12 protein-coding genes are annotated in these 12,193 nt (G+C 40.8%); 3 read left to right on the top strand and 9 right to left on the bottom strand.

Features of this window, described 5'->3' with window-relative positions; genetic code table 11:
• Window positions 1-7 precede the first annotated feature (7 nt).
• The 6 genes from BLT94_RS16390 to BLT94_RS16415 form a co-directional block, all read right to left on the bottom strand.
• Window positions 8-394: a (Fe-S)-binding protein gene (locus BLT94_RS16390; protein ID WP_092236482.1), complete on the bottom strand. Its 387-nt coding sequence runs from the start codon at window positions 392-394 to the stop codon at window positions 8-10.
• Window positions 395-457: 63 nt separating this feature from the next.
• Window positions 458-1,159 (bottom strand): hypothetical protein, encoded by a 702-nt coding sequence (locus BLT94_RS16395; RefSeq protein ID WP_014959554.1) that lies wholly within the window; start codon window positions 1,157-1,159, stop codon window positions 458-460.
• 95 nt (window positions 1,160-1,254) lie between these two features.
• Window positions 1,255-1,926, bottom strand: a complete 672-nt coding sequence (locus BLT94_RS16400; protein ID WP_092236485.1) for a methylenetetrahydrofolate reductase C-terminal domain-containing protein — start codon at window positions 1,924-1,926, stop codon at window positions 1,255-1,257.
• A gap of 34 nt (window positions 1,927-1,960) precedes the next feature.
• Window positions 1,961-2,380 carry a cytochrome c3 family protein gene (locus tag BLT94_RS16405; protein WP_092236488.1) on the bottom strand — a complete coding sequence of 140 codons (420 nt, stop codon included), beginning with the start codon at window positions 2,378-2,380 and terminating at the stop codon, window positions 1,961-1,963.
• A gap of 411 nt (window positions 2,381-2,791) precedes the next feature.
• Window positions 2,792-2,977, bottom strand: coding sequence for a hypothetical protein (locus tag BLT94_RS16410; protein WP_014959551.1), 186 nt, complete (start codon window positions 2,975-2,977; stop codon window positions 2,792-2,794).
• Window positions 2,978-3,172: 195 nt separating this feature from the next.
• On the bottom strand, window positions 3,173-4,165 hold the full coding sequence (locus BLT94_RS16415) for a YhdH/YhfP family quinone oxidoreductase (RefSeq protein WP_092236490.1): 993 nt from the start codon (window positions 4,163-4,165) through the stop codon (window positions 3,173-3,175).
• A gap of 332 nt (window positions 4,166-4,497) precedes the next feature.
• Here BLT94_RS16415 and BLT94_RS16420 point away from each other — a divergent pair, with 332 nt between their 5' ends.
• The 3 genes from BLT94_RS16420 (at window position 4,498) to BLT94_RS22055 (ending at window position 7,142) form a co-directional block, all read left to right on the top strand.
• Window positions 4,498-5,601, top strand: a complete 1,104-nt coding sequence (locus BLT94_RS16420) for an MFS transporter (protein ID WP_245743154.1) — start codon at window positions 4,498-4,500, stop codon at window positions 5,599-5,601.
• Between the two features lie 96 nt (window positions 5,602-5,697).
• Entirely contained in the window at window positions 5,698-6,903 is a 1,206-nt protein-coding gene (locus BLT94_RS16425; RefSeq protein ID WP_014959547.1) for a THUMP domain-containing class I SAM-dependent RNA methyltransferase, read from the top strand.
• A gap of 71 nt (window positions 6,904-6,974) precedes the next feature.
• The gene (locus BLT94_RS22055) at window positions 6,975-7,142 is read left to right on the top strand and encodes a hypothetical protein (protein WP_175530383.1); all 168 of its coding nucleotides are present in this window, start codon (window positions 6,975-6,977) and stop codon (window positions 7,140-7,142) included.
• A gap of 111 nt (window positions 7,143-7,253) precedes the next feature.
• On the opposite strand, the gene BLT94_RS16430 is transcribed toward BLT94_RS22055, so the two are convergent.
• The 3 genes from BLT94_RS16430 to BLT94_RS16440 all read right to left on the bottom strand — a co-directional run bounded on the left by BLT94_RS16430 (window position 7,254) and on the right by BLT94_RS16440 (window position 12,045).
• Window positions 7,254-8,261 carry a molybdopterin-dependent oxidoreductase gene (locus tag BLT94_RS16430; RefSeq protein WP_175530384.1) on the bottom strand — a complete coding sequence of 336 codons (1,008 nt, stop codon included), beginning with the start codon at window positions 8,259-8,261 and terminating at the stop codon, window positions 7,254-7,256.
• Window positions 8,262-8,346: 85 nt separating this feature from the next.
• The gene (locus BLT94_RS16435) at window positions 8,347-10,518 is read right to left on the bottom strand and encodes a TonB-dependent receptor (protein WP_092236496.1); all 2,172 of its coding nucleotides are present in this window, start codon (window positions 10,516-10,518) and stop codon (window positions 8,347-8,349) included.
• A 441-nt stretch (window positions 10,519-10,959) separates the two neighbouring features.
• Window positions 10,960-12,045: an alkene reductase gene (locus BLT94_RS16440; RefSeq protein ID WP_092236499.1), complete on the bottom strand. Its 1,086-nt coding sequence runs from the start codon at window positions 12,043-12,045 to the stop codon at window positions 10,960-10,962.
• Window positions 12,046-12,193: the final 148 nt, after the last annotated feature.

Genomic DNA, 12,193 nt, shown 5'->3' on the forward strand with positions numbered 1-12,193 from the left:
CAGCATTTTATTCTTTGTCATATTGTGGGTAAACACCCTGGCTTCTGCAGATTCGCCTGGCCAGTGAAATCATCTCGGGTATATCAATTCCCATGGGGCAATAACAACGGGTACACAAAACACATCGTTCCCATACAAGATCCCTTATCTCCCCAAGATCCAGTTTGTCCACATTTCCTTTTCTTTTATATAAAACGCCCACTGAATTTAAAAATTTATATGACGGCATGTATTTGGGATCTTTATCCCGGCTCATAAATAAAAAACAACTCTCCGCACAAAGAGAGCAGTGGGCACATGCCTTTAAAGACAATTTCATCTTTGCCTTTTTTTCATCCAGTATGGCGCGTATTTCATTGCTGTCAACGCCAGCAGTATTTTTTTTTCTAAACATTTGATTCTCCGGTCTGACATTAGTTGAACAAATAAAATCAGTTGAACAAATAAAAAATACAGTTTACCAAGCTCTGTCTCCGTTGCCGAGACTATACTCACCGTCAATTTTGAAACGGATGATCAATAAAAAGATCATATGAATGAATTTGGTAAACGGCACCGCCATCAACATGAGTTCTCCGGATAAAATATGAAGCCCGATGACCAGCTTGTAATTTGCAAAAAACTGTTCATACGCAAGGAATCCGCTTATAAAGGGAATCGCAGCAAGGAACAAAAACAGGTAATCTTCAAAGCTTGTAATGAGCCGGACACGATATAAAAATATTCTTCGGTACAGAAAAATCAAGGCGCACAGGATCACAACCAGGGTTAGTCTGTGGGATATGTTTTCCGGCAGGGATACCATACTGATTCCAAAGGCATTGTTCAGTAAAATATTGTGACCCAGGACAAATATGGGCAAAAATAATAACAGAATATGAAAAACCGTAGTGACAATTGTCATGAACGGATTAACCCCGGCAATGGATAACTTGAACCGCAGAGACCATGGCTTTTTGTTTTCAGGGGACGGGGGAGTTGAAATAAATTTTCCAGGTCCTGCACTGAGCTGTATTCTTTCCGGTTTGGACATCAAAGAAGAAATCCTGAAAATCTGAAACAAAGTTCCAAAGATGAATACAATAAAAGAAACCCATACCATGGGGCCTTTTATAAAATCATAGGCAAATGCCCATGAAAAAATGGTTGAAAATTCCATAATATACAATTCATTTAACAATTAGGGTTGACAGTATAGCCTGAAACGATTGTCAGACTGTAAAACGTCTATATTTTCTTGGCCCATAAAACCTGTCAGGCCAGATACCTTTTCTCGTAAGGTTCCTGAACAATGGTCCTGGGGGTCTGGTTCTGCCACATCATTGGCGGCTGTACCTTCAGGATATCATCCAGGCGGTCCTGCTCTTTTAACCGGTTGTAGATATCCTGCCATGCACAGGGTATCTCCGGGCTGATTTCACAATATCCGTTATTGGTGCCGCCGCACGGGCCATTGAACAATCCTTTGGAGCATCGGGTCACAGGGCAGATACCACCGGTATACCCCAGGACACAATGACCGCATGCTCTGCATTTTTCTTCATACATGCCAAGGGCCCTGTCAATTCCGATGGAAACCGTATTGACAGCCGGGTGAACCGGAATCATGGGGAAACGTTCTGCCATATTCTGAACACCTGCACCACAGGCCATTGAAAGGATACAATCGTATTGACCCACCTTTTTCTCAAGCTCTTCTAAAAATTCTTCATTGCATTGGCGTTCTACTGTATATGCATCAAACCGCTTATGGATGTTTTCTTTTTTCAAAGAAAGATCAAGTTCCAGATTTAATGCATTAACTTCTCTTTGACCACCGGCAAGACAGACGGAAACACACCCTCCGCAGCCGACGGTCAAGATCTTTTCGTACCCGTCTATGGCTTCTTTAATTTCTTCCAGGGGTTTTCTTTTTGCTTTTACCACTTTTTAATCTCCAAGGTGTTAGCTGTTATTGGTATTATTTTTTCTGGGTATGACATTCACCGCAAAGGGTCGGGCCTTTCTCTTCAGGCGCAAAGCTATTCTGATCATGGCATTTTACGCATTGATGATGAAAGGCTTCTTTTCTCTCTACTTTTGATTGTTCCTGGTGACAGGAGGCACACAAAATATCAGGATTGCCTTCTTCAAGATCCGACTCATCCAGTACATTTTCTCCATTTTCCATAACATGGTGGCACTCTAAGCACTCAAAGCCCTCCATATGAAGTTCATGGGGAAATGCAACAGGACCGCGAGTCTTAGTTCCGCCAAGTTCGATGTTCTCGGTGTAAGCAAATACCCCTGACACAAACACATAACCGGACACAAAGATACAACCTGTAAAGATTAAAAGGCATTTCAAAATGATCAAACTGATTTTGTTTTTATAAATCATTAATTTTTTACTCCATAAAAACTATTTTTATAGTTCAAGCCAAGGTGTCTTGTATAAATCATAATCTTTAAAATTTCAAATATTTTTATTTAAGGTTTAATTAATTAGAGCGGTAAGTTTTTGCAAATATCTTTCAAGCTTTCTGCGAATTTAAAGCAGCAGATGCTCAGTGATCACACAATAAAAGGCAATAACTATTTTAATTTTTTTTTAAAAGGATAGAACGGAGTGAAAAAAAACGAAGCCGTTCTTTATTTTGCAGTTATGGACGACTCACTATGATTGTTGAATTATCCGGGATCGTTGTATTATTGGGATTTACGACAAACATCCTGATTTTTTATCCCTTTAAACTAAAAGGGATTGGATCAAGGGATAAAAACCAGGATGTTATTTGTTGAAAATTTTAATTTAGTTGCCGGCATCATAGGTGCAGGAGGTAAAATCTATCTCCTCACCGCAATTGTCACATTTATGGGGTTTATCAAACTCATCTGAAAAAATTTCTTTTGGCGTGTTGCATTTGGGGCAATTACATGTAAAGGATTTTAAGCTTTTAAACTGTTCAAAACCTGGGCAATGTTGTGGGGTGGTCATAACATCCTCCTTTTGGATTTAATTTTTCATATAAAAGTCTTTAAAAATCAAAACAATAATTTTCATGTTTTGTTGTGGGCAAACAAATGAGAAATACCAAGTTTGCCTTTACCTAATTATTAAAACACGAAGCTTGACGAACATTAAATATTAATTTGTCATAATAGACAAGCTAAAACAAAGCTTTAATTTAATTTAATCCAAATTTAAAAGGGTTCTTCCTGTAAGCCCTCCTTTTAAAATCAATTCGATTTTATCTGTTACTTTATCCAGAGAGATTTCCTCATAAATTTTTTCAAGATAATCAAATTTCCAGTCTGAACCTAGTTTTTCCCAGATTTTTAATCTAAATTCCATGGGGCAAGTTTGTGAATTTATCCCCAGGAGGGAAACCCCCCTTAAAATAAACGGAAATACATTGATAGGCAGATCCGGCGATGCCACATTTCCGCAGCAGGTAACAATGCCGCCGGTTTTAGTTGATTTTATGGCAGCTGCCAGGATTTCACCGCCCACAGTGTCAATAACACCGGCCCATCTCGGCTTTAAAATGGTCTGAGCTGTGTTTTTAAGAAACTCTTTTCTGGCAATGACGGTTTTAACGCCCAGCTTGTCCAGCAAACTGGTGTCTGTTTTCCCGGAGACAGCGGTTACTGAATATCCAAGAAGGGATAAAATACCTGATGTAAGGCTTCCAACTCCTCCCGTGGCACCTGTGACAAGAATGTCCCCATGTTCGGGCCGTATGGTTTGTATCAGTTTAAAAACAGACATGCCGGCGGTCAATCCGGCCGTTCCCCATATCATGCTCTGCTTCAGGCTTAGCCCATCCGGCAGTTTGACCACCCAGGCTCCTGGCACACGAATATACTGCCCAAAACCTCCGGGCGTGTTCATGCCCAGATCATAACTTGTCACAATGACCTTTTCTCCTTTTTTAATCGTGTCAATACGGCTTTTTTCAACAATGCCGGCCGCATCAATTCCTGGAGTATGAGGGTATTGTTTTGTGACGCCGCGATTGCCAGTGGCTGACAATGCATCCTTATAATTCAAAGAAGAATAACAGACCCGAATCAGAACCTCGTTATCCGGCAGGTCATTTATAAAGGCCTTTTTTACCTGCTGCGCGAATTCATTTTTTTTAGTTTCTTCAACAATCAATGCATTGTATGAAAGATTATCCATATCCGTCATCCTTGATGATGTTAATGATTGGAAGCTGTTAATGATCCGTATGGTTATAATCTATCAGAATTTTGTTTAATGTCCAAATTTTTTATAAATTTTTTATAAATTTTCTATGAAAATCTTTAAAAAGCCAAACAGAGACTTTCAATTTTTGTTGTGGACAAACCAAGGGGATCAGATTTTTGTATAAAATTGCCAGGTCTGACCGTGGCAGTTATTTGAAAATCAGATAAAAAATGCCTGGTATAAATCTTTTTACTTTCATAAATAAATTTGCTACCTATGCCGGCATGAAAACTAAAAACTTCCAAACAGGCCGGGTAACATTAGTGGCCTTCTCACATTTTATCCATGATGCATATACAAGTTTCCTTGCCCCTTTACTGCCTTTGATCATAGAAAAACTTTCACTGACCTTAAGCCAGGCCGGGTTGCTGTCAACGGTTATGCAGATTCCGGCACTGCTCAATCCCTTTATCGGGCTGTTTGCAGACAATAAGGGTCTGGCAAGATGGATGGTTGTGCTTTCACCAACTCTTACGGCAATTCCAATGAGCCTTATTTTACATACTTCATCATATTCTCTGCTGCTTGTTCTTGTTTTTTTTGCAGGAATCAGCGTGGCGTTTTATCATGTCCCGTCACCTGTTCTGGTTGCAAAATATTCCGGGAAAAGCAAGGGCCTTGGTATGAGTGTTTTTATGACGGGCGGAGAAACCGCTCGAACCATAGGGCCCATGTTTGCAATCCTGGCAGTATCTTTACTGGGAGCTGATCATTTTTATGCTGTTATGGGATTTGCTTTTTTTACCTCTGTCCTGCTCTATTTTACTCTTGAAAAAGAAGAAGAAAAAATCAGGATCAAAAAAAGCGGATCTTTAAAATCAACCTATGATGAAATCAAGCATGTGATGATTCCCCTGTCCGGTATTTTAACGGCACGATCCTTTATGCACGCATCCATGGGGGTTTTTCTCACTGTTTTTGTAGAAAGACAAACAGGAAGCCTATGGTATGGAGGCGCAGCCCTTGCATTGTATGAGGCGTTTGGTGTGGCAGGCGTTTTAAGTTCCGGAACGCTCAGTGACTGGCTGGGACGGCAGAGGGTCTTGTTATGGGTATTGACCATTGCACCTGTTGCCATTCTGCTTTTTGTGTTTACAACGGGCATCCTGAAAATTGTTATGCTGGTTATAACGGGATTTACCGTTCTTTCAACCACACCTGTCATGCTGGCCATCATCCAGGAAAACGCAAAATTCAATCCTTCGGCAGCCAATGGTCTGTTTATGATGATCTCTTTTGCCGTCAGATCCATTGCCGTTTTTTTTGCCGGTATCATTGGTGATATTGCAGGTCTTGAGAACATGTTCGTCGTGAGTGCGTTGATCGGATTTTGTGCCATCCCGTTTTTATTAAAACTGGAACATTAAACTTTTTTATTTTTGTGCAGGATATTTTAAAACTGATGGAATCCTGATATACTCTCGCCTGTTTGTTATGTATTGAATAATCAGAGGATTTAAAAGTTGAATACAGGTAAAAAAAGCATCCTTCAAAAAGGAAAAGGCAAGACAAGACGACAGGCAAAACTTGCGTATTTATACGAAAAAGAGTCACAATATTTTGCCCAGGTTGCCGAAAGTATAAAAGACATTGCCATAAAAGAACTCAAAGAGCTGGGAGCCTATAATTTACAACCGGTTTTCAGAGGGATATGGTTTTGTGCATCCAAAAAGGATTTTTATCGGATCACTTATTTTTCACGACTTGTCTCAAGGGTTCTGGCACCACTTGTTTTGTTTGAAGCCCATGACAAGGATGAACTGTATAAGGCTGCCAAAAAAATAAGATGGGAAGAGTTTTTAACCCCTAAAAAAACATTTTCCATTGTGGCCAATGTGTCTGAATCGGAAATTACACACTCCAATTTTGCAGGATTACGGATCAAAGATGCCATAGCCGATTATTTCAGGGACAGGTCTAATAAAAGACCCAGTGTGGATGCAAAAGACCCTTATATCATTATTAATCTGCACCTTCACAGAAACATGGCCACCTTGTCTATTGATGCATCTGGCGGGGCGTTGCACAAACGCGGTTACAGGGAAGAATCCGTATCCGCTCCCATGCAGGAAACAGTTGCCGCATCCATTATCCGGCTGTCTGAATGGGATGGAACCGTCCCTTTATACGATCCCATGTGCGGATCAGGCACGCTTTTGTGTGAAGCGCTCATGGCCTACAGCAGGATACCTGCACAGGTATTCAGAACCCGGTTCGGGTTTGAGCGGCTGCCTGATTTTAATGCCGATTTATGGGAACGGATCAAACAAGAGTCCAGGGATAATTTCAGGGAATTAAAAGCCAACATGATTTTGGGAAGCGATGTGTCCGAACATTCGGTGAATGCCGCAAGAACCAATATTATGGGACTTCATTTCGGCAGTGAAATCAACATTGAACTAAAGGATTTCCAGGATATAGACGCCATAGAAGACAGTGTGATCATAACCAATCCACCCTATGGTATCAGGATGGGAAAAGATCAAAACCTTAACGAGTTTTATCAAAATCTGGGGCTTTTTTTGAAAAACAGGTGCAAAAATTCAAAAGCCTTTGTCTATTTTGGAGAACCCAAATACATTAAAAAAGTTCCCCTTTCCCCTTCCTGGAAACGTCCGTTGAAAATCGGGGGGCTTGACGGCAAACTTGTAAAATACGACCTGTATTAAGACCGTACCAGGATTCAATAATACCAGGATTAAAACCAGACCAGGATTTAATAAGACAGGAAGAGTTCACAATGGAAAAACCAAAAACCGGTGGAAAATACACCTGCTATGAATACAGGGAAGAGATGATCCTTTTGGGATTACAAAAAAAACTGTCTTCCCCTGAGCTGACACCTGAAGAAAAAAAAGACCTGCTAATGGAAATTGCCAAAGTTGAAAAGCAGATGGGAATTGATTAGCGGGGTCGAATATAATTTAATGATAAATCATGCCTTCATGATGTATTAAATCCTTGAAGATTGGGGGACAGAGTCCCCCAAAAAGAGTGGTCATCGCGCAGGATGGTCAGGTTAAAAAATAATAATATTGCTGATTCTTTTAACAGAGCGCCCGCCGGTATTATCTTCTCCTGCCACCATCATGAGAAAGCCTTCATCCGGAGCAAGCATTTTGCCATCTTTTTTATATGCCATGACAATATTGTTGCCCAATTTGGAATTAAACAGTTCCCCGATTGAAAAGGTTGCGCAAAAGCCGTTTTCACTGTGAACTGCCACATATCGATCATAAAAATATGGCTGTGATACAAACTGTTGCTTTTCCAAAAAGGACCGCAATGTAACGCCCTCATAGGAATAAACCCCGTGAAATCCCTCACAGTCGCCGATCTGCACCTTATCATGAATTTGTAATTCAGGAAGACCTGTAAGATCCTCAAATGTAACTTTTTGGGTATTACCGCTTTTCTTGTCAATGAGTTCAAGATATGATGTAGACGGCTGAAGTATATTTTTTTTCCTTTCCTCATACACCTTCATTTTGATATCAACCCGTTCAACTATAATTTCAGTTACCGCTTTAATTCTCCGACCGTTTCTAATATCATTGGAAACGATGAGTCCGGGACAGCCGTTTGAAGAACCGATTAATTTTCCATCTTTTCGATAGGTAAGGAGAGTGCTTCTTCCAATGCTTGAGTAAAATATTTCACCAAATGAAAAAATAACTTCTTCATCTTTTATGCCTTTTACCCTGATAAAAACAGCCGGTTCCCATTTCCGCTTATATTTCATGCCGGCCTTTTCCAATATATCCCGCAATAATACGCCTCCGTAATCGGCCACCTCAATCAGCTTTTCCTTGTCGGCTTTATTTTGTTTTTCTTTCAAAATAGAAACGGCATTTATATGGAATTCCGACATTGCCTGTATCTCTTTTAACGTCAGATTAAGCGGCTCTTCAACTGCACCGTGAATTTTTATTCTCTTTTGAGAAGCGTAACTGTTTGTCTGGAAAAAAAACAAACAGACTGCTGCTGCAAGAATAACAAGTTGACATTTTATCATTATTGACTTCATGAAGACGTTCCCTCCCATAAAAAATTCAGTTTTTCCTTGATTCAGTTTTATAAAAAAACAAGTAAATCTATTGATTTCACATTGGTTAGAGCGCTATCTTTACTCCAACCCAGGCGCTGATTCCCGGCGCGGGAGATAAATACAGCTCCTGGTAATCTTCATTCAAAAGATTTTCAACGGCGCCGAACACCTGGTAATGTTTATTGAAATCATACGTTATTTTCGTGTTCAATAAAAAAAAGCCGTCCAGGCTGTTTTTTTCTGCCACAAATTTACTGTTATCCGCTGAATCAGCATGATTGTAATATGTTTGATCAGATATCCAGCTGCCGTTTAGATGAAGCTTAACGCCAAAATCAAAAGATTTGGTCAAGTCCATGTCAATCTTATGTTTTGGCCGGTAAGGAATCTCATCGGGTTTGTAAATCAAATCGTTTTTAAGATGCTCTGTTTCAATGATCACGGTGGAGTCATCGTTCTCTGCCACCAAAAAGGTGTAGCTGAGTCTTCCGGTCAGATTTGCCGTAAATTTAGCAAGCAGGCTCAACTCAGCACCATAAATTTTTGCATTTTCATACTGCTCGAAGCGCCCTATCTGATTGTCAAAAAGTATCAAATTTTTAATATCATTATAAAACAAAGCCCCTTCAAACGTTACTTGATGGTTTATCCGCCACTGGCCCCCAAATTCATAGCTGAACGTCTTTTCTTCCTTCAGGTCAGGATTTCCTTGCGGGCCGATCACACCGTTTGCATAAAGATTTTTCATGGTTGGAAAACGGATTTTTTTGCCGGCAGATGCATAAAGATTGAGCGAATCCGAAACATCATAACTGATCCCTGCATGGGGGTTAAATGAATTGATATCATCACCTTTTGCAGAATTGAAACTTTGCCGGCGATCTTTTTGCTCAAAAGTGTCATAGCTTGCACCTATTGTAAACGTAAGTTTTTCACTGATATCCATACTGTCTTCCAAGGCAGCGGAACAGGTATGGGAAATGAGTTTTTCATATTCTGATGGAGAAAGGTAGAACGTGTATTCAGATTCGTGTACATCCCGCTTAAAACTGTAGCCTATGCGAATATGATGATTTTCAATTCCATCCCAAAACCCATAGAGATTAAACCCTGTATTGTAGTCGTCATATTTAGAATCAAAGGACGGTGCGCCCGCAGTGCGAAACTGGCTGGTGTATGTATTATCGTCATAAGCATTAAGGACACTTTGATAGTCGTCATAAAAAAATCTTCCTTTGAGCTTTATGGACTTGGACACCTTATATTCTTCAGTTACATTTATCGTATAACGTTCCCAATCATCAAACCTCCAATAACGCGGATACCAGTGAGCAGTTCCCCCAGCGCTCCTGGTTTCACGGTAAATCGCTGCCGCCGGAATACCGTATTCATTATTATAATATTCTAACGACAGACCAAGAGTATTGTTGGGAGTTGAATCCCAGGTCCCTGTGAACGTTATCGCATCACGTTCATAATCGCTGTTGTCTCGCAGGCCGCTATCGGTTTTTATGGGAGTATGAGGTATCGGAGTTGGCGCTTGGGCCATCCCGGCAAGAATGTCCGAAGGAAGAGTGAAATTTTCCGCCAGCTTGAACCCATCGGATTCTTTGTGACTTGCCCCCATGAAATAACTTAAGCTGCCGATTTTCCAGCCATGGGTTGCCTCGATATGCCGCGTGTTGTAATCACTGACCTGGCAGGATAACGAAGCCTCAGGATCGCGACCGCCTTTTTTGGTTATAACATTGATGACACCCCCCATTGTATTCGGGCCATATAGGCTGGATGATACACCTTTAATCACTTTGATTTTGGCAATATTCTGAGCAGGAATATCGGTGAGATTTACCAGACCTTCATAGGGTTGATAAATGGGCATGCCATCCAACAGTATAAGTACTTTGTCCTGTTCAAAACCTCTCACGGTTGCATAGGATTCCTGCTTGACCCTGCCTTGACGAAGGTACACCCCCGGTAATAACTTTAAGGCCTCTCCCAGGTTTGAAGCATTATACTTCTCAATCTCCGCACCGGAAACTTCTGAAATGGTAGTCGGGCTTTCTTTTGTTTCTCTTTCACCTGTGACGATGACCTCTCCTAATTCATATGTCTGATACTTTTTCTCACCTTCTGCCATTGCCGGATTCAGGCCTGGATTAAGGAAGGCTGGAAAAATGATAATAATTATAAAAAAAAAGACATTGGGCATGCTTGATTTAAAACAAAAGTTCATTTTCCTCTCCAGCAATTAAGGGTTTTAAATGCTTCAATCTAACCTTTCAATACTGCTAATTCATAGCCGGAAACCATTTTACGGCAGTCATAAAGCTGTGCTGCAATATCATAGGGGATTACTATGATTCAAATATATAATATCTATAAAAACAGCGGATGAAATAGAAATTTCTGATTTAGTTGAACAGGCCTGTAAGGTGCGCTGCCTGGCTTGAGCAATGCGTTTGCTGACCAAGCATGATGTGCATAAGTCATGCAACCGATTTCAGCAGATCAATATGGATATTCACTTATTCCGAGGCAAAGGTCTTTGATAAAAATGAAAAATTGATCGCTCATGGGATCTCCGACTCATGGCATTGAAGGGAAAAAAAATGAAGCTGAATGCCGGAAAGTTTCTTTAAAAGTCCTGAAAGACCAGTACCCCCCGGCCTTTTAATCATTTAAACGGCGAATAATCCGTATACCCTTTGGCTCCCGGGGAATACCACAACGTCATGTCTTCGGCAGGACAAAGCGGCCAGTTATTCTTGAACCGTTCGGGCAGGTCTGGGTTTGTGATAAACGGTCGGCCAAAGGCAATCAAATCCGCATTGCCTTCGTCTATTCTTTCTTGGGCAGATTTTTTGGTATAACCGCAATTGCCGATAATGATCCCTTGATAAACCGGCCTGAATTCAGCCAGGGTCATTGGTTCTCCTTTGTCATGGAAACCAAAGGCCAGGCCGTCCATAATATGCAGATAGCCAAGGTTGAATTTATTTAATTCTTCCACCACATAAAGGTAAGTTTCTCTGAAGTCATCGCTGCCCATGTCATTAAATACACCGTTCGGTGAGATACGGGCACCGACCTGATTTGAAGGCCAGACCTCCAGAACAGCCTTCAGCACTTCTTTAAAAAAACGGAATCTATTTTCAAGGCTTCCCCCGTATTGATCATCGCGGTGATTGGTTTTTGAATCAAGAAATTGATTTACCAGATACCCATTGGCTCCGTGAACTTCCACCCCTGAGAAGCCTGCCTCTTTGGCATTCACCGCTGCCTTGCGGTAATCATTAATGGTTGCTTTGATTTCATCCACGGATAATGCCCGAGGTGTTTCGTAAGATTTTTTGCCAAGAGGAGTGTGGATATAATCGCCGTTGAGCTTGATTGCCGAAGCAGAAACAGGAGGTTTGCCATTATGAAAATCACTGTGCGAAACCCTGCCGCAATGCCAAAGCTGCAAAAAAACAGGCGTACCGGTTGGTTGAATTTTCTTCGTGACTTTCCGCCAGCCCTCGACCATTTCTCTGGTGTAGATTCCCGGCGAATCAATCCAGCCGATACCCTGCTCTGACACTACGGTTGCCTCGGTTATCAGAAGCCCGGCAGAAGATCTCTGGTGATAATATTGTGCCATCAGATCATTGGGTATACGATTTGACCCGGCACGCCCTCGTGTCATGGGTGCCATAACTATTCTGTTTTTCAAGTCAAATTTTCCTAAAGAGATGGATTGAAACAAGCTGTTTGTTTTCATTTTATTTTCTCCTTAAAATAAAAAATTGTCAGGATAGAAAGATTTGCATACTTATGCATCAAAACCGATTTTTTAGAATTTTTACATGACCATCATATCAAAAAAATAACACAATGACAGATAAATTTATTTATGCAAAATAAAAAAG

Source organism: Desulfobacula phenolica (assembly GCF_900105645.1).
Taxonomy (GTDB): Bacteria; Desulfobacterota; Desulfobacteria; order Desulfobacterales; family Desulfobacteraceae; genus Desulfobacula; species Desulfobacula toluolica.

Coding starts and splice junctions, on each gene's coding strand:
- BLT94_RS16390 (WP_092236482.1), bottom strand. CDS start 394: ATGTTTAGAAAAAAAAATACTGCTGGCGTTGACAGCAATGAAATACGC.
- BLT94_RS16395 (WP_014959554.1), bottom strand. CDS start 1,159: ATGGAATTTTCAACCATTTTTTCATGGGCATTTGCCTATGATTTTATA.
- BLT94_RS16405 (WP_092236488.1), bottom strand. CDS start 2,380: ATGATTTATAAAAACAAAATCAGTTTGATCATTTTGAAATGCCTTTTA.
- BLT94_RS16410 (WP_014959551.1), bottom strand. CDS start 2,977: ATGACCACCCCACAACATTGCCCAGGTTTTGAACAGTTTAAAAGCTTA.
- BLT94_RS16415 (WP_092236490.1), bottom strand. CDS start 4,165: ATGGATAATCTTTCATACAATGCATTGATTGTTGAAGAAACTAAAAAA.
- BLT94_RS22055 (WP_175530383.1), top strand. CDS start 6,975: ATGGAAAAACCAAAAACCGGTGGAAAATACACCTGCTATGAATACAGG.
- BLT94_RS16430 (WP_175530384.1), bottom strand. CDS start 8,261: ATGAAGTCAATAATGATAAAATGTCAACTTGTTATTCTTGCAGCAGCA.
- BLT94_RS16435 (WP_092236496.1), bottom strand. CDS start 10,518: ATGAACTTTTGTTTTAAATCAAGCATGCCCAATGTCTTTTTTTTTATA.
- BLT94_RS16440 (WP_092236499.1), bottom strand. CDS start 12,045: ATGAAAACAAACAGCTTGTTTCAATCCATCTCTTTAGGAAAATTTGAC.